At 71.3% G+C, this 16,474-nt stretch carries 16 protein-coding genes; 3 read left to right on the top strand and 13 right to left on the bottom strand.

Annotated features, from left to right (window positions below):
- Positions 1 to 14: 14 nt before the first annotated feature.
- Entirely contained in the window at positions 15 to 1,004 is a 990-nt protein-coding gene (locus OG589_RS11275; protein ID WP_405148484.1) for a sulfotransferase family protein, read from the bottom strand.
- A 174-nt stretch (positions 1,005 to 1,178) separates the two neighbouring features.
- On the opposite strand from OG589_RS11275, the gene OG589_RS11270 reads away from it, so the two are divergent.
- Entirely contained in the window at positions 1,179 to 1,769 is a 591-nt protein-coding gene (locus OG589_RS11270) for a TetR/AcrR family transcriptional regulator (protein ID WP_405148483.1), read from the top strand.
- A gap of 3 nt (positions 1,770 to 1,772) precedes the next feature.
- Here OG589_RS11270 and trpS read toward each other — a convergent pair whose 3' ends face one another.
- Together trpS and OG589_RS11260 are read right to left on the bottom strand one after the other, a co-directional pair.
- Positions 1,773 to 2,879: a tryptophan--tRNA ligase gene (gene trpS, locus OG589_RS11265; protein ID WP_405148482.1), complete on the bottom strand. Its 1,107-nt coding sequence runs from the start codon at positions 2,877 to 2,879 to the stop codon at positions 1,773 to 1,775.
- Positions 2,880 to 3,155: 276 nt separating this feature from the next.
- Positions 3,156 to 4,142, bottom strand: a complete 987-nt coding sequence (locus OG589_RS11260) for a cation diffusion facilitator family transporter (protein ID WP_405148481.1) — start codon at positions 4,140 to 4,142, stop codon at positions 3,156 to 3,158.
- A gap of 172 nt (positions 4,143 to 4,314) precedes the next feature.
- On the opposite strand from OG589_RS11260, the gene OG589_RS11255 reads away from it, so the two are divergent.
- A complete protein-coding gene (locus OG589_RS11255) occupies positions 4,315 to 4,674 on the top strand; it encodes an ArsR/SmtB family transcription factor (protein ID WP_405148479.1) in 360 nt (119 codons plus the stop codon).
- A gap of 55 nt (positions 4,675 to 4,729) precedes the next feature.
- Here the strand turns inward: OG589_RS11255 and OG589_RS11250 are convergent, their stop codons facing one another.
- From OG589_RS11250 to OG589_RS11225, 6 genes are all read right to left on the bottom strand, one after another.
- On the bottom strand, positions 4,730 to 5,566 hold the full coding sequence (locus OG589_RS11250) for an isocitrate lyase/phosphoenolpyruvate mutase family protein (RefSeq protein WP_405148478.1): 837 nt from the start codon (positions 5,564 to 5,566) through the stop codon (positions 4,730 to 4,732).
- On the bottom strand, positions 5,563 to 6,561 hold the full coding sequence (locus OG589_RS11245) for a cytochrome P450 (protein ID WP_405148477.1): 999 nt from the start codon (positions 6,559 to 6,561) through the stop codon (positions 5,563 to 5,565). Before OG589_RS11245 ends, OG589_RS11250 begins: the two co-directional genes overlap by 4 nt.
- A 123-nt stretch (positions 6,562 to 6,684) precedes the next feature.
- The gene (locus tag OG589_RS11240) at positions 6,685 to 7,626 is read right to left on the bottom strand and encodes a GNAT family N-acetyltransferase (protein WP_405148476.1); all 942 of its coding nucleotides are present in this window, start codon (positions 7,624 to 7,626) and stop codon (positions 6,685 to 6,687) included.
- Between the two features lie 395 nt (positions 7,627 to 8,021).
- Positions 8,022 to 9,299, bottom strand: coding sequence for an alpha/beta hydrolase (locus tag OG589_RS11235; RefSeq protein WP_405148474.1), 1,278 nt, complete (start codon positions 9,297 to 9,299; stop codon positions 8,022 to 8,024).
- A 305-nt stretch (positions 9,300 to 9,604) separates the two neighbouring features.
- On the bottom strand, positions 9,605 to 10,258 hold the full coding sequence (locus OG589_RS11230; protein ID WP_405148472.1) for a response regulator: 654 nt from the start codon (positions 10,256 to 10,258) through the stop codon (positions 9,605 to 9,607).
- A gap of 84 nt (positions 10,259 to 10,342) precedes the next feature.
- On the bottom strand, positions 10,343 to 12,820 hold the full coding sequence (locus OG589_RS11225; protein ID WP_405148470.1) for a histidine kinase: 2,478 nt from the start codon (positions 12,818 to 12,820) through the stop codon (positions 10,343 to 10,345).
- A gap of 343 nt (positions 12,821 to 13,163) precedes the next feature.
- Between OG589_RS11225 and OG589_RS11220 the strand changes: the two genes are divergently transcribed.
- Positions 13,164 to 13,526 carry a hypothetical protein gene (locus OG589_RS11220; RefSeq protein WP_405148469.1) on the top strand — a complete coding sequence of 121 codons (363 nt, stop codon included), beginning with the start codon at positions 13,164 to 13,166 and terminating at the stop codon, positions 13,524 to 13,526.
- 51 nt (positions 13,527 to 13,577) lie between these two features.
- Here OG589_RS11220 and OG589_RS11215 read toward each other — a convergent pair whose 3' ends face one another.
- The 4 genes from OG589_RS11215 to OG589_RS11200 form a co-directional block, all read right to left on the bottom strand.
- Positions 13,578 to 13,808: a hypothetical protein gene (locus OG589_RS11215; RefSeq protein WP_405148467.1), complete on the bottom strand. Its 231-nt coding sequence runs from the start codon at positions 13,806 to 13,808 to the stop codon at positions 13,578 to 13,580.
- A 44-nt stretch (positions 13,809 to 13,852) separates the two neighbouring features.
- Positions 13,853 to 14,272 carry an HNH endonuclease family protein gene (locus OG589_RS11210; protein WP_405148466.1) on the bottom strand — a complete coding sequence of 140 codons (420 nt, stop codon included), beginning with the start codon at positions 14,270 to 14,272 and terminating at the stop codon, positions 13,853 to 13,855.
- A gap of 394 nt (positions 14,273 to 14,666) precedes the next feature.
- Positions 14,667 to 15,308, bottom strand: coding sequence for a response regulator (locus OG589_RS11205; protein ID WP_405148464.1), 642 nt, complete (start codon positions 15,306 to 15,308; stop codon positions 14,667 to 14,669).
- The gene (locus OG589_RS11200; RefSeq protein WP_405148462.1) at positions 15,305 to 16,435 is read right to left on the bottom strand and encodes a sensor histidine kinase; all 1,131 of its coding nucleotides are present in this window, start codon (positions 16,433 to 16,435) and stop codon (positions 15,305 to 15,307) included. The genes OG589_RS11205 and OG589_RS11200 overlap by 4 nt, the downstream gene beginning before the upstream one ends.
- Positions 16,436 to 16,474: the final 39 nt, after the last annotated feature.

The following is a 16,474-nucleotide window of genomic DNA, read 5'->3' as shown; positions in this document are numbered from 1 at the left end:
GGGGCCGCGCCCGTTCAGGGGAGGCGCGGGCGGCCGTTCCTGGCCTGCCGTTGACCGGCGGGCCTGTCCCCCATCAGCCCGCCCGACTTGTCGCGGGGTCCGAGCCAGTCGCCGAAGACCTCCCCGGTCACCCGCTCCAGCAGGGTGACGTCGTCCTCGAACCTCGGGATGAGGGCCTGACGCTCCTCCCAGCTCAGCGGGCGGCGCGGGCGGCCCTGGTCCTGGAGCGCCTTTTCGAGGGGCTCGGTCAGGCGCGCGGCCAGCGAGCCCGGCAGGTGGCGTCCCACCGTCGCGCCCACCCGGAGCACGCGTGACAGCGCCTGATGGCGCAGCGTCGGATCGGGATGCGCCGTGACGTTCTCGCGAGGCACCTCGGTGATCAGGCCCTTCTCCACGCCGAGGAACGCGCAGATGCGATCGAGCGTGGCCACGGGATCGTCGACCAGCTCACGGTAGCGGAACAGCAGGACGTTCTCCCGGGGGAACAGCCCGAAAAGGTGCTGCAGCTGCTCGCCGTACCGGCCGAGGCCGACGTAGTGCCAGAAGGCCGACCAGCCCGCGGCGACGCGGCGCGCCTCCTCCGCGCAGGCGCGGACGACGTCGCCGACGGGTTCGAGCCCCGCCGACCACAGGTGCGTCCAGTTCGAATGCGCGCGCTCGACCGGGTCACGCAGGATGACGATCAGCTTGGCGTGCGGGAGCAGCGCGTGGATGCGGCGCTGGGCGTCGCGGTCGTACAGGTAGAACGGTGTGGACTCGCCTTTCAGCGTTCCCGGAGGCGCGTCGTCGAACAGCGCCTCGTACTCCGCCCGGCGCCAGACGTGCTCCTTGAAGGTCAGCGCGTCGCCGGGACCGCCCCGTGCCGGCGGGGGCCCGTCGCTGAGGAAGAACTTGGGCTCCTTGACCGCGGACATGAACAAGGAGGGGTGTCGTGCGAGCGCGGCGTGCAGGGCGGTCGTCCCCGTCTTGGGCGCTCCGATCACCAGGAAATCCGGTAGGGCCATCCGATCTCCTCGGCACAGTCGACATCAGCGTGCATTATACCTACTCAATACGTAGGAAATAGAGGTTTTACCCTCCCATGCCCGCACCTTGGTCGACGATGCCTGTACCTCCCCCGGGAAGCGAATGGCGGGTAAGTAACCGTTCGATCGTTCACATTGCTACTCTGCTGCTCGATGCCACGGCCCCGGACGATCAGCGACGAGGAGATCCTCGCGGCCGTCTCGCGCGTCGTCGGCCGGGTCGGCCCCGCGAGGCTGACACTCGCCACCGTCGCCGAGGAGGCGGGCATCGCCCCTGCGACCCTGGTGCAGCGCTTCGGCTCCAAGCGCGCCCTGATGCTCAGCCTCCACCAGGACGACGCGGGGCTCGTCCGCGAGCGGCTGCGCGAGACCCGCGACGAAGGGGTCTCCGCCCTGGACTCGCTGGTCACGAACCTGGTCGGGCTGTCCGCACCCGTGGCCGACCCCGTGGCCTTCTCCAACCACCTCGCCGTCCTGCACCAGGATCTCAGCGATCCGGAGTTCCACGCCCAGGCGCGAAGGCACGCGCGGGCGATGCTGGAGGAGATCCAGGCCCTGCTCGGCAGGGCCGTGGACGCCGGCGAGCTGCGGCCGGTGGACCTCACCCAGCTCGCCCGCTCGGTGCAGACCACCTACAACGGCGCGCTGATCACCTGGGCGATCCACCGGGAGGAGCCGCTGGAGAGCTGGCTGCGCCGCGAGCTCGGCGCCCTGCTGGCCCCCTGGCGGGCCGGCGGCGCCTGAACCTCAGTAGAGACCGTTCATGGCCACCCGCACCTCCGCCAGGGTCGCCTCGGCGACGACGTTCGCGCGCTCGTTGCCCGCGCGCAGGACCCGGCGGATGTGGGAGCGGTCCCGCGCCAGCTCGGCGCGGCGAGCCCTGATCGGGGCCAGGTACTCGTTGACCGCCTCCGTGACGGTCCTCTTCAGTACGGCCGCTCCCCCGGCGCCGACCTCCTCGGCGACGCGGTGCGGATCCCGTCCCTGGCAGAGGGCGGCCAGCAGGACGAGGTTGGACACCTCGGGCCGGGTGGCGGGGTCGTAGGTGATGCGCCGTTCGGCGTCGGTCTTGGCGCCGCGGATCAGCGCGGCGGTCTCGTCCGCCGTCGCCGCCAGGGCGATGGCGTTGCCCCGGCTCTTGCTCATCTTGCCGCCGTCGGTGCCGAGGAGCAGCGGCGCGGCCGACAGCAGCGCGTCCGGCTCGGGGAACACCGCGGGGCCGCCCGTGCCGTAGCGGTCGTTGAAGCGCCGGGCGATGGTGCGGGTCACCTCAAGATGGGGGAGCTGGTCCTGGCCGACCGGCACCAGGTTGGCCTTGCAGAACAGGATGTCGGCGGCCTGGTGGGCGGGGTAGGTGAACATCAGGCCGCTCACCGACGCCTGTCGGGAGTGGGCGATCTCGTCCTTCACGGTGGGGTTGCGGCCCAGCTCGGCGACGGTCACAAGGCTGAGGAAGGGCAACAGCAACTGGTTGAGGGCCGGGACCGCGCTGTGGGCGAAGATCGTGGTGCGGTCCGGGTCCATGCCGATGGCCAGGTGGTCCAGCACCAGGCTCTCGACATGATCACTCACCTGGTCGGCGACGTCGCGGTCGGTCAGCACCTGGTAGTCGGCGATGATCACGAACATCTCGGCCCCGAGGTCCTGCAGACGGACCCGGTTGTGGAGGGTGCCGAAGTAGTGCCCGAGGTGCAGCCGGCCCGTGGGACGGTCACCGGTCAGCACGCGGAAGCGCCCGGGCTCCTCGCGGATCATCGCTTCGAGCTCGGCGCTGCGGCGCCGGGCCGCGGACATCCCGAGCAGGTCCCGGCCGCCGGACGCTCCGGCGACCTCGGTGGTGGACACGGCGTTCATGGTGGTTCTCCTGTGACGGTGAGAGAGGGATACGCCGCCGGGGACGGCCTGGCCCGCTTCATCCAGGGAGAACACGAAGGGCCGTCCATCCGAACGGCCCGGTCATGTCGAAGAGGTGGCCGCTCCTACGAGGAGCGCCACCAGCTCGGACATGACGAACGGTGCACAGGACAAGCATACAAAAAGATCATGGATCACAGCCACAGGACGAGCCCGGCCCAGCGCAACGCCGTTTGATCCCCGACCCGGACGTCCAACAGGCATGGGGCCGGTGGATCAGGCTGGGCTGGGCTCGCGGTGGTCGCTCAGGGAGGCGTGGTGGTCAGCGTCGCTCGGGCCGTCGGGGTCGGCGTGCACGGTGGCCGCGCGCAGGCGGGCCACCTGGTGGATGAGCCGGTGCTCGGCCTCGACGGCCACCGCGTGAGCCTCGATGAGGGACAGGCGGTGGCCGACCGCGATCTCGACCTCGGCACGCAGGACATGGCCCACCCAGCGCATCCGCACCGAGCCCACCGCCCGCACTCCGGGGGTGGCGGCGAGGACCCGCTCGGCCTGGTCCAGCAGGGCGGGGTCGACCGCGTCCATCAGCCGGTGGTAGATCTCCCGGGCGGCGTCGCGCAGCACCAGGCAGATCGCCACCGTGATCAGCAGGCCGACGAGCGGGTCGGCGAGCGGGAAGCCGAGCGCCGCCCCACCGGCTCCGAGGAGCACGGCCAGGGAGGTGAACCCGTCGGTACGGGCGTGCAGGCCATCGGCCACCAGAGCGGCCGAGCCGATCTCGCGGCCGACTCTGATCCGGTAGCGGGCCACCCACTCGTTCCCCGCGAACCCGATGAGCCCGGCCGCGGCCACCCAGCCCAGCGCGTGGACGTCCTTCGGGGTGATCAGCCGTTGGACCGCCTCGTACCCGGCGAATGCCGCGGAGGCGGTGATGATGCCCACGATGAGCAGCCCCGCGAGGTCCTCCGCCTTGCCGTACCCGTAGGTGAAGCGGCGGTTCGCGGCGCGCCGCCCGACCCAGAAGGCGATGGCCAGCGGGACGGCGGTGAGGGCGTCGGCGAAGTTGTGCAGCGTGTCGCCCAGCAGGGCGACCGATCCGGAGAAGGTGACGACCACCGCCTGGGCGACGGCGGTGACGACCAGCACCACGAAGGACAGGCCGAGCACCCGCATCCCCCGGCTGCTGGACTCCAGCGCCGTGTCGGTCTTGCCGGCGCTGTCATGACTGTGCGGGGTGAGGACGTGCGCCACGCGCGCGGCCAACCCCCCGGCCTTGCCCCGCCTGACCGGCTCCCCGTGACCGTGCCCATGAGCATCCTCATGACCATGGCCGTGACCGTGGGGTTCGTCAGGGGACGTCGAATCGGACCGCTTCTGTTCGGACATGGGCTTCCTCGCTTGCGGACGTTGACCCTCGCGGGGATTATATGTAGTCATGTACGCACGCGACAACGAATCAGGTGCGCATCCGTTGCAGGAGCAACCGACTACCGCCCAGGTGGAGACGGCCGTGGAGGCCTTCCGCATGCTCAGCGACGGCACACGGTTGCGGCTGATGTGGCTGCTCGCCTCGGGCGAGTACGACGTCTCCTCGCTCGCCGGGGCCATCGGCGCCGCACGGCCCTCGGTGTCGCAGCACCTGGCCAAGTTGCGCCTGGCCGGGCTGGTCGAAGCCCGTAGGGACGGCCGCCGCGTCCTTTATCGGGCCCGCGACGCCCATGTGCGCCGCTTGATCGCCGAAGCGCTGTTCCATGCCGACCACGAGGTGTCCGGCATCCCCCGCCACGAGACCTGACCACGGCCCGGGCCTGGCGAACACCGGCCTTCGGCACCTCGGACGGCAGGCCCGATCAGGACGGCCGGCCCGAGGCGAGGGGTGCGGGGTGGAAAGCGGATGCCAGGGCCTGGGTCTCGGCGTAGGAGGGCAGGCCCGCCAGAGCGACGTCGTCGTGCTCGACGGCCCAGGCGAGTTCCACGGCGTTGTGCACGGCCGCCCGGAAGAGCAGGGAGCCGCAGCTGACGCGCCGTACCCCGAGGTCCGCGAGCCGCCGGAAGGAGCGGCCGCCCGGCGTGAACAGGATGTTCAGCGGAGCCTCCAGCCCGCCGGCCAGCGCGGTGATCACCCGCTCGTCGTCCAGGCCCGGTACGAAGACCCCGTCGGCCCCCGCCCGCACGTAAGCCTCGGCCCTGTCCATGGTGACCCGCAGGGGTGGCGGCTCGCCGCCGCTCAGCCAGTAGGTGTCGGTCCTGGCGTTGACGAACAGCCGTGGCGCGGCCCCCTTGATCGCCGTGATCAGCGCGCACTGGCGACCCGGCGCGGTCAGGGTGCCGTCGGCGCGCCCGTCCTCGATGTTCACCCCCGCGACCCCGGCCTCGGCGAGTTCGGCCGCCAGTTCGGCGACCCGCCCGGGGTCCTCGCTGAAGCCTCCCTCGATGTCCACACTGATCAGAGCGGGCAGCCGGGAGAGCCCCCGGGCCAGCCGCACGGTCTCCTCCAGGGTGACGGCTTCCCCATCGGGCTTCCCGGCCGCCGCCGCCACACCGAGGCTGGTGGTGCCGACGGCGGTGAACCCCCTGGCCACCAGCGCGGCGGCGGAGGCGTGGTCCCAGGCGTTGGGCAGGAACAGGGGCCGGTCCCCGTGGTGCAGGGCGCGGAACCGCTCGAACCGGTCCGTCATCGCGGTCATCGGAGCTGGACCTCCAGTCGTAGCGGAATGCGCAGGTTGGCCGACGGCTCGTACGCGACCTCGCGGTCGGCCGGCTCGTAGCCCGCCAGCAGTGGCTCAAGGACGCCACAGGCCAGCGCCAGGCCGTGGCCGTCGCCCGGGCACGGACGCCGCCCGTACCCGAAGGTCAGGTGCCGGGGTCCCGGCCGGGAGGGGTCGAATCGGTGCGGATCGGGGAACACACGCGGGTCCCGGTTGGCGGCGGCGAAGTCGAGGACCACCAGCGTGCCGGGCGGGACCTCCCGTCCTCCCAGCTCGGCGCCTTCGCGGGACGTACGCCGGGTCGACCGCACGGGAGGGTCGAGGCGCAGGGTCTCGGCCGCGAACGCGTCGACCGGCCATTCGGCCCGCAGGGCGGGTGGCGGCCGGAGGGCGGCGTTGAGGGTGTTGCCGATCAACCCGGCCGTCGCGTCGCAGGCCTGCACGAGCAGCCCGATCCGGTTGGCCACCATCTCCGGGTCACCGGGCCCCAGCAGGGCGGCCAGCTCCCCCACCGAGGTGTCCGCACGCGCGACCCGCTCCGCGCCGGCCCCCGGATGGTAGGCCGCCGCGACCGCCGTCACGGCTCTGACCAGGGCCTCCAGGTCGGCTTCCGCCACGCCGAGCGCGCTCCCGAGGACGGCGACGGGGACCGCGCGAGCCAGCCTCGCCATGACGTCGAGCGGCTCCTCACCGGCTCGCTCCAGCTCGGCGACCGTCCTGTCCCGGGCGGCGGAGCGCAGGGACCCGGGATGCACGCGGTGCAGCTCAGCCCGTACCAGGGCCCGGCGGCGTTCGTGCGCACGCCCGGAACTGAACCGCGACACATGCCGTCGCAGCCATCCCAAGGTCCCCGGCGGTTCCTCGTCCCCGGCGCGGCCGGGAGCCGGCGGAACGATGAAGCGCGGGTCGTCCAGGACGGCGCACACCTCGGCATGACCGGTCACGGTGAGACCGTGATCCGAAGAGGGCTTCATGCCTCCGACGTTAGAACCGCATCATTTCGACGTGCACCGAAACATCCCACGGCTCGCGACGAAACAGCAGGCACATTCCGAGCCGGGTGGAGCGGCGTGCGGCCGCTCCACCCGGGGCTTCGGTCAGGGCCAGGTGAAGTTGAGTTCGCGTTCGAAGTTGACGTAGCCGGCCCGCTCGAACGCCCGGGCCATCGGGACGTTGCCGGTGTCGGTCGACGCCCTGATCCGGGGGACGTCCTCGGCCGCGAGGACGCGCGTGCCCTCGGCGAGGATCTCGCCGACGTAGCCGTTCCCCCGATGGGCCGGCACGACTCCGATGTAGGCGATGATCGGGTTGTAGGAATTGTGCGCGGGGATGACGAAGCCCACGGGCTCGCCGCCCGGCAGCGTGGCGATCCGCCACCAGTCTCGCGGGCTCGCATAGCCCATGAGCTCGTCCTCGTACTGCTGGGCCGCCGCCTGCTCGGCCGGCATCCTGGTCATGTCGTCGCGGCTGTGGGCGTCCAGGGTTCCTTCGAGGACCTGGGCCATCAGCGCCACGAGCTCGTCGCGGCCGCGCACCCGGCGGAACTCCAGCCGCCCGCTCGGAGCCTGGACGGGCGTTCCCGGCCGCCATTCGAGGCGCAGCCGCTCCACGAACAGCCGGGCGCCGGTACGCTCGACCGCCGCGGCGCGGTCCTCGACTGCTCGCCTGGCCACCGCGTCGTCGCGCCAGTCCGGCGGGACGTACCGGCCGTACTCGGGCGGGCGGGTGCCCTCCGGGACGACCTCGGCCATCGCGGCCGTGAGCAACCGGACGCCGATGTCCACCCGGTCGGGGTCGTCGGCGAGGTCGAAGACGTCGAGCAGGAACGGCGTCGCGTCGCCGGATCTGCTCCACCACGCGACCCGGGCGACCAGGCGGTCACCGCGCAGCGCCACCCACATCCAGTGGGGATGCCTGCGGCCGGAGTCGAGGTCGGCGGCGAGCTCGTCGTTGAGCCCGTAGGGCAGCCGGCGGAACAGGTCGAGTTCTGCGCGTCCGGTGATCGGACGCATGGTCAGGTCATGCTGTACTGCGGCCAAGGCACTCTCCTGCGAAGGCGCGCCCGTCCGCTCCGGGATTCAGCCGAGCTGCGCACCCCGGGAGGACACAAGCGCGGTGATCATGGGGTTCACGGCTCATACCTCCTCTCGTCTCGCCGCCCCCGCCGCGGTCGCCGGGGGTCCAGGCGCAAGTTCTACGGCATCCCACCGCCGCCGGCAACCGCTTTTCCGCCGCCTAGCGAGCTCGATGATCGGTGTCCCGAGCCGTGACCGCGACCAGCTGTGCCGGTCCGGACGGTGAGCGCCTGTCTCCGCGGTGGCCGCCATCGCGGGCTGACCCGTCGCGGTAGCGCCATCGGGGGGGACTGCTGCGGTGGCCGGCTCGGGTCGACGGTAGCGGCGGCCACCGCGCGGCGGGCCCTGACGGGCGGGGCCTAGCGGGGCGGCGTCGGCGACGTGTACGCGGGCAGGGGCAGCGGCCGGTCGAGGAGGAAGGACTCCAGCAGCGCGGTGTATGTGGCGGGCTGGTCGGCGGCGACGGCGTGACCGGCGCCCTTGATGTAGACCAGCGTCGACGCGGGAAGGGTACGCCGGTAGTCGTACGTCGCCTCCCATTTGATGAAGTCGCACTCACCCCGCATGATCAGGGCGGGAACGCGAACCTGCCGCAACCTGGGACGAGGATCGGCCACCTGCTGGAAATCCGCGCTCGTGACCTGGTTGACGTAGAAGCCTTGGCGGTTCTCGTGGGGTGTCCTCGGCGGCGTGCCGGGGCATGAGGTGGTGTCCTTCCCGACGAGCGCCAACTCGTGGAATCTGGCGTCGGCTTCGTCGTCGCCGACCAGCGCGTGGGCGGCGCGGGGGTTGACGCCGAGGAGGAGGAACGCCGCGAGCATCCGCGGGGCGGAGGACAGTTCGTCGTACCGCTCCTTCTGCGCGGACGTGAGCCGGTCCCATGGCTCGCCGTCGCCGCCGGGCAGCGCGCCGGGCCACAGGGCTCCCGGTGCGGAGAAGACGACCTTGGCCACGTGCTCCGGATACGCGGCGAGGTACTGGGCCGCAAGCGACCCGCCCCATGACTGGCCAACGATGATCAACTTGTCGGCGCCGATGGTACGGCGGATCGCCTCAAGGTCGGCGACATGCCTGGCGACGGTGTAACCCATAACGTCGGGGAGCCGGGTGGAGCGTCCCGCACCGAGCTGGTCGTAGGCGTACACCTCGAAGCCTTTCGCCGCCAGGACCTTACCGGCCGCGGGTATCCCCTCTCCGGGGGTGCCTGGACCACCGTGAAGGAACACCACCGGCGTTGGCCTGGCGTTGCCGTTGGCGGGGGCGTGAACGTACGCGATCCGGGACCCGGTGGGCAGATCCCAGTACCGGACGCCCGGGGCGGTGGAGGCCGGGCCGGGGAACGGTCCGGGCCGGAAGACGGCGACGGACGCCAGCCCGGCGACCGCGACCGTCAGTCCGACCGCGAGAAGGATCGCGGCCTTGCCGCCCCGGCGCGCCCCGATCAGATGAAACGCCGGCCAGGCGAGGAGGAACCCCGCACTGGTCGCCGCCGCCAGCCCGACGGCCGCGAGCACCGGTACGGCGGCGGTCATGGCTGCAGCGCCGAGAAAGCCGGCGACACCGGCGAGCGGAGCCACCACGACGCAGACGAGAAGAAGAACGCCACCGATCGCGCGGCGCGGGAGAGTAGATGCCATACGCGTCACGCTAGAAGCGTGCAAACGTCCTTCCTTGGCACTCCGGAACGAGATTCCCCAGCTCACGACCCCGCCGCACGGCGGATACCCACCCCGCTCCACGGCGGATGTCCACCCGGTGACCACGGGCGGCGGCTCGCCAGTGGGGTGGCGGCACCCTCGTGCGGCGGTTGCTCGCTCTGATGGGGTTGGCGGGACACCCTTGGCAGGGCGGCGGCTGGGGGGGTGGCGGGGTGGCGGCACCCCCCGCTCAGGCTGGTGCGTGGTGGGCAGGGGTGGGTATCTCGTGCCGGTCGCTGGTCGTGTCAGGGGACGCCGGGGCGGATGAGGCCGGTCTCGTAGGCGACGATCGTCGCCTGCACCCGATCCCGTACGCCGAGCTTCCCGAGAACCGCCGCGACATGGTCCTTCACGGTCGCGGGACTGATGCCGAGCACGGCGGCGACCTCCACGTTCGTCAGGCCGCGTGCCACCTGCCGCAGCACCTCCGTCTCGCGGGGGGTGAGCACGGCGAGCCGGTCGGTGTCGGCCGGGCCGGGTCCGGCGGCGAAGTGGTCGATCAGGCGGCGGGTCACGGAGGGGTCCAGCAAGGCGTCACCCCGCGCGACGAGCCGGACCGCGTCGATCACCCGCTCGGGGTCGGCGTCTTTGAGCAGAAACCCGGCAGCACCGGCACGCAGGGCCGCGAACACATACTCGTCGAGATCGAAGGTCGTCAGGACGACGACGCGGACCGAGGGGATCTCGGCGCTGATCCTGGTGGTCGCGACCAGCCCGGTGACGCCCGGCATACGGATGTCCATGAGGACGACGTCGGGACGGAGTGAGGTGGCAAGGGCGACGGCGGCCTCGCCGTCCACCGCCTGGCCCACGACGGTAAGGTCGAGCTCCGCGTCCACGATGGCCGCGATCCCCGCGCGTACCACGGTCTGATCGTCGGCGATCAACACACGGATCACGAGTCGGGCACCCTAACCTGCACCCTGGTCACGACAGGGACACCTCCGGCGGTCAATGCACCACAGGCACGGCTGTTCTCGGAGTCACGGTACGAATGCCTCTGGCAGCCATACCCGCACCGGGCCGTCGTGGGCGGTCATGAGCGTACCGTCGTATGCGTCGAGCAGGGCGCGCAGTCGCCGCTCCAGGGAGGGGTCGACGGACGTAGGACCTGACGACAGGGTTACGCCTTCGCCGGGAAATGTCACCGTGACGGTGTCTGCGCTTGTCAGCAGTTCCCTGGCGACCTGGTAGGCGGCGACCTCGACGGCAGGCGCTAGCGGGCTGCGCGTACCGACATAACGGGCCACGGCACCCCGCCGGGCCGCCAGGGCGGCGATGCCGTCCACGGTGGGAGGCGGGTCGTCACCGTCGTCCAGACTGCGCAGCTCCGCCAGGAGCTTCCGCAGTGCGGCCAGACCTGCCTTGGCCTCGGCCAGTACGGAGTCGAGGTGGCCCGCGTCGGCTTCCTTGATCACGTTCTCTGCGTGCCGCCGTGCCGTGTGGCGCAGCCCGTCGGCGATCCGCCTGCGCTCCGCCGATGCCGCCGAGGCGGCGTCACGGTCGAGCAGGTCGCGATCCCGTACGGTGGCCGCGCCGCGCCGCCGTCGCCGCGCGGCGACGTACATGCCGAGCGCCCACACAGCGACACAGGGGATCGCCAGTGCGGTGGTGAGGACCGCCCATACCGCTGGACGGTTGCCGTGGATGCCGTCGCCGACGGTGAGCACCAGGCCGCCGACGCCCGCGACGGAGAGGGGCGCGGGCCAGCCCCGAGCGCCCGTACGGTAGACGCCGACCGCGTAGAGCAGCGCCAACTCCACCCACCAGTACCACAGGAAGGTGTCGCTGATACGAGGTCCGGGCCAGCCGGCCAGGTCGAGGCCGAGCCAGACCACGAGGGTGGCGAGCGTGACGGTCAGGCTGCGGCGGGCTGCGTTCCTCCGCCACCACAGGGGCAGAGCGTGCAGAGAGAACAGCGTTGTCAGCAGCAAGCCCGGTAGCGGCGAGGCGAAGGGGTCGGGATCGTCGCCCGGCGGAAGCCCCGCGCCGAGGGACAGCGCGATGGCGAGTACGACCAGCGCGGCGTCGAGCGCCGCCGCCCCCCGCCACTGCTCACGGCGCGGAGGCGGTGTCGAATCGGCGGAGGAGGCGATGGGGGCGCAGGGGAGGTGGGCTCGTACTTCCCAGCCGTGCTTCGTCGGGCCCGCTGTGAAGGACCCGCCGAGGCGTGACACCGCTGAGCGCAGCCCCGCCAGTCCGTTTCCCGTGCCGAGGCCGGGTGCGGCGGCCGTACCGCCTCGGTCCGTCGCGGTGACGACAAGCCCTCCGTAGGTGCTCTCGACGCGGACCCGTGACGCGCCCGAGGCGTATCGCATCGCGTTCGTCAGTGCCTCGCGCACCACCTTGTAGGCGACGGCACTGACCTCTGGAGGGGCGGTCACGGCTGTGCGCAGGTAGTCCAGGCGCCCTTGTCCGGCGACCAGCGCGTCGATGTCCTCCAAGACAGGGGTGTCATTGTGGTTCGAGCTCGTGAACTGGCTCGGAGGCTCGGTGTGGTTCTGCGTCGCGGTCCGATTCAGGCTCGTGGTCTGGTTCAGGCTCGTGGTCTGGTTTGGGATCCCGGTGCGGTTCGGCGGCGTCGTGTGGGCCAGGGTGGTGCTTTGGTTCGGGGGCTCGGTGTTCTTCGGGGGCATGGGACCGGCTGAGGCGACGAGGCGGTCCAGTTCGGTCAGGGCCTGGCGTCCGGCGTCGGCGGCGTGACCGATCGCCTCAGCGGCGAGCCGTGAGTCCCCGAGGCGCGTCGCGGCGGCCGCGGACACGACGATCCCGGTGAGCCGGTGCGCCGCCACGTCGTGCAACTCCGCGACGAGCCGTTCCCGTTCGGCGTCCGCCGCGAAACGCGGCACCAATGAGGCGCTCGCGCGGTAGGCGGCGACCCCCGACCGGCCCGCCCGTCTGCGCCGCCTCGACCGGCCCGCCACCCAGAGCATCGCGGCGGCGCCGGCCACCAGCAGCGTGATCCCCGCGACGGTCCTCGGGACGGCCTCGGTGGTTGTGGCGACCACGGCGGCCACCAGCGAGGTCGCCGTGGCTCCGGCGGCGGCGACCCCGGCCGTACGGTGAACGGCCAGGGAGTACAGCGCCAGGGTCGCGGCGAGTGGCCATACCACGGCGGTGCCGCCGGTGCCGATACCAAGCAGGGCTGCCGCAAGGATGCCGCCGAGTGCCCACTCGGGCGCGACGCGCCGCAGGGCGAGCGCTACGGAGGCGAGGGTGGTGCTCAGCGTCACGAGCATGATCCGCGCGGCGCCGTGGGTCACCCCGAAGAAGTCCGGGGCGAGCACCTGGGCGACCGCCGCGGACATATCCGGCGATGCCGATACGAGCACCTGCGTGACGGCGAGGAACGCGGGCAGCAGTGTGTCCTGCCATCTCCACTTCGGCGCGGGATCGCGCGAGAGGGCGAGAACACCGGGGGTCGGCGGCACGTCGCGCCGCTCCGCCTTGCCGTCTCTCACACCGTCAAGCGTATGGGCCTATGCCATCCAGGGGTGCGGCACTGGCGACCTCGCGTAACCAACTGTCACCTGTTCGGCCGTGATTCAGTTCGTGGCAGTCACGGTGAGTGGTGGTCAGGTCGAGGCGCTGGCCAACGCCGACATCCGACAACGCACAACCCAAACATCGGCATGCGGAGTCCGGCCGGAGACCGCCGCTTCGGTGGATCAGCGCAGCGTGGTGGATGACCGTCTCCCAAGATCTGAGTGGACTGGGGGGCATGGTGGGCGGGGATGATGGTGGGCACCGGCGGGCACTTCCCCCGACTGGCTCGGCCGGGGCAGGAGAGCGGTGAGCCGATGGATGATCGCCGAACAGGCGCAGGTACCCAAGAGCACCGGCCGTGGCGAGGACCGGCTGGTGGTGATCGGCGACGAGCACGGTATCTGGTGCGCGGCCGTCATCGACGGTGCCACCGACAAGTCCGGACGCATCTACCAAGGACAGAGCGGCGGTGCACTGGCTGCTGAATGTGTTGCCGCGACGCTGCGACAGCTACCGCCGGGAACCGCCGAACAAGAGCTGGGCGCATCCCTGCGCGCCGACCCCCTACGCATCGGCGCGCACCCCTCCACTAAAGGACTGGCCCCGGGTGCGACCAGTTTCGACGACCGCACCTACATCCGCGTGCACCGCTCAGCGGATGACCCCGTGGCGGCCACATGAACACCGGCGGCCCTGGCCACCTGCCCAGACCGCATAAGGGCGTCGTCGTGCTCAGGTGAGGTCGAACCCCGCCAGCCCGTCCGGCAGGCCCTGCTGTACGGCGCGGACCATCGCCGCGTGAACGCACGCCCCGTCATCGCCACCCGCGATCACCAGCGGGCCGCCCGTCACCGTGTAGCTCTCCTCGGCCCCGGTGTAAGCCACCTGCACCACGGCCTGGCCCTCGCGGATGTCGGTGACCACGGTCAGATCTCCCGTGACGATCCCGACCTCATCGGTCATGACCCCACCGGGCCCGGCCGTGACGGTGGACTCGCGTCGTACGCTCACGAGTGCTGCGGCTCGGGGCAGGTGTCGAGCATCTCAGCGAGCGCTGTCTTCTCGGGGGCGGTGACCGCGAGCCCGTACCGGTGCTTGACGTCGGTCCACGCCCGGGCGTACGTGCACCAGAAACCGCGCAGCGGGGGCTTCCACTGGGCGGGGATCTGGTCACCCTTGGCCCGGTCGCTGGTGGCGGACACGGCGATGAGCTGCGGATTGGTCAGGTCGTTGGCGAAGTCCCGGCGCTTGGCCGTGGACCAAGCGTCCGCGCCCGACCGCCACGCATTCGCCAGAGGCACGATGTGGTCGATGTCCACCTGGGAGGCCGCGTTCAGGTCCTTCCCGTCATATTCGGAATGCCAGGTCCCGGCGGTGGCCCGGCATTGCGCGTCGCGCAGCACATCGGTCCCGTCCCGTTCGAGCACGACTTCCCGGGTGTTGCACGAGTCGTCGGGTAGCGGGGACGCATTGCTGCGTCCCCGCCCCCTCAGAACCGGCCTTTCCCCGCAGCACGGCTCAAGCAAGCCCTGTGGCCCGCGGGCTGTTAGAAGCGCTGGGCCTCGTCCGGTGGCGGTGGTCAGTCGCCGGTGGCAGTGGGTGTGGATCAGGCATGGGGCGGCAGGTTCGTCCGGCGTGCCGTGCCCCGGGTCGGCGGTGATCGCGTGTTTGCGGATCGCCTTGCTGGTGGCCTTGAGTCACTGTTTCCATTCTTCGGGGCTACGACTCGTCCAGCGGGACCAGAGGAGTCATTTGAGCTCCGGTAGGCCCTTCACACGGCTGTCCATGATCATCGACCCTGCACGTGACCATGGCGTCGGCCTAGCCGGCATCGCGGACGAGGAGGGCGATCTGCACCCGGTTGGCCAGTCCAAGTTTGGCGAGTGAGCGGCTGACGTGGGCCTTGACCGTGGTCTCGCTCATGTTGAGTTCGCGGGCGATCTCGGCGTTGGCCAGCCCTCGGGCCACTGCCTGGACGACCTGCCGTTCGCGGTCGGTGAGGGCAGCCAGGCGTTCGCGCGCGGCGCGGACGTCTGGTGCCTGCTGCTCGACGAAGGCGTCGATGATCCGCTTGGTCACCGTAGGCGCGAGCATGGCGCTGCCGTCGGCCACCGTGCGGACGGCAGCGATCAGGTCACGGGGCGCGGTGTCCTTCAGCAGGAATCCCGCGGCCTTGGCGCGCAGGGCGCTGTAGACGTACTCGTCGCGGTCGAAGGTGGTGAGCATGACCACCTTCGGCGGGTTCGGGGACCGGTTTATCTCCTTGAGCGCGGCCACGCCGTCCATGCGGGGCATCTGCACGTCCATGAGCACGACGTGCGGCCGGTGGCGCGCGACCGCTGTCACCGCCTCCACTCCGTTCTCCGCCTCGGCGACCACCTCGAGGTCATTGGCGGCCCCCAGGATCATGCGCAGCCCAGTCCGCACCAGGGCCTCGTCGTCGACGATAAGCACCCGGATCACGTCGGCAACCTCGCGGACACGAGGAAGCCGCCGTCCGGCTCCCGCCTGGCGGTGAACCCGCCGCCCAGCAGTTCGATGCGCTCTCTCAGGCTGATCAGGCCAAGCCCGCTGCCGGGCATGGTCGGCGTGCGATCCGATGGGAGGGAGTTCTTGATCGTGACCTCCAGCGCCGAGGGCAGGTAGCGCACCACGACCTGGGTCGCGGCCATGCCCGCATGCTTGTGGATGTTGGTGAGGGCCTCCTGCACCATCCGGTAGGCGGTGTGCTGCACCATGACGGGCACCTCCCGCGCCGTCCCCTCATCGCGCCGTTCCACCGGGACGCCAACAGACCTCGACTGATCGAGCAGCCAGTCGAGATCGGCCAGCGTCGGCTGAGGTTCGAGGACTTCCTCCCCGATCATCGGCCGTCGCCGGGGAACTTCGGTGAGGATCCCGAGAACCGCTCGCAGCTGCTCAAGGGCTTCCTTGCCCGTGACCCGGATGAGCTCCGCCTCCGCCGCAATCTTCTCGTCCACAGCGTTGATCTCCAGCGCTCCCGCGCGCAGGACCATCAGCGATACCCGGTGCGCCACCACGTCGTGCATGTCCCGCGCGATGCGGGCACGTTCCTGCGCGCGAGCCCGCTCGGTACGGGCGGCCTCCTCCCGCTCCAGCCGTTCGGCGCGCTCACGCAGCCCGGCCACCACCTGCCGGCGCGCACCCACCCACAGCCCGATCACCAGCGGAAACCAGACGAACAGCGGCGCGCCGCCCAGAGAGGAAAGAATGTCGGCGCCGGGCCGGGGCACCACCGCCAGAAGGCTCGCGACCACCGTGAAGACCATCAGGTGCAGGGGCCGCCGATACGTGGTTGCCGCGACGTAGGACGCCACGGACAGCAGGAACCCAGGAGACCGCACCACCGAGTCGACGGCCGCGACGAGCAACAGCGGCCAGAGCCGCCGCGGTACCGTCCAAGCCGCCGCGGCGGCCAGGAGACCGACCGCCGCGCCTTGGATGTACAAGGGCACCGAGGCGAGGCCCAAGAAGATGTACGGCCTCGCGCCCGGCACGAAGGCGGCGCAGAAGGCGGCGGCGGGAAGCGCCACCGCCACCAGCCGATCACGTATCCCCTCGATCCCCACCTGATCAGCCTAGACAGCCGTATCCGGTGCGCGTGCAGC

The sequence above is a fragment of the Sphaerisporangium sp. NBC_01403 genome, from assembly GCF_045040145.1.
Classification (GTDB): Bacteria; Actinomycetota; Actinomycetes; order Streptosporangiales; family Streptosporangiaceae; genus Sphaerisporangium; species Sphaerisporangium viridialbum.
This window is presented reverse-complemented; position numbering and strand designations above follow the sequence as displayed.

Coding starts and splice junctions, on each gene's coding strand:
- OG589_RS11275 (WP_405148484.1), bottom strand. CDS start 1,004: ATGGCCCTACCGGATTTCCTGGTGATCGGAGCGCCCAAGACGGGGACG.
- OG589_RS11270 (WP_405148483.1), top strand. CDS start 1,179: ATGCCACGGCCCCGGACGATCAGCGACGAGGAGATCCTCGCGGCCGTC.
- trpS (WP_405148482.1), bottom strand. CDS start 2,879: ATGAACGCCGTGTCCACCACCGAGGTCGCCGGAGCGTCCGGCGGCCGG.
- OG589_RS11255 (WP_405148479.1), top strand. CDS start 4,315: ATGTACGCACGCGACAACGAATCAGGTGCGCATCCGTTGCAGGAGCAA.
- OG589_RS11250 (WP_405148478.1), bottom strand. CDS start 5,566: ATGACCGCGATGACGGACCGGTTCGAGCGGTTCCGCGCCCTGCACCAC.
- OG589_RS11245 (WP_405148477.1), bottom strand. CDS start 6,561: ATGAAGCCCTCTTCGGATCACGGTCTCACCGTGACCGGTCATGCCGAG.
- OG589_RS11235 (WP_405148474.1), bottom strand. CDS start 9,299: ATGGCATCTACTCTCCCGCGCCGCGCGATCGGTGGCGTTCTTCTTCTC.
- OG589_RS11220 (WP_405148469.1), top strand. CDS start 13,164: ATGATCGCCGAACAGGCGCAGGTACCCAAGAGCACCGGCCGTGGCGAG.
- OG589_RS11215 (WP_405148467.1), bottom strand. CDS start 13,808: ATGACCGATGAGGTCGGGATCGTCACGGGAGATCTGACCGTGGTCACC.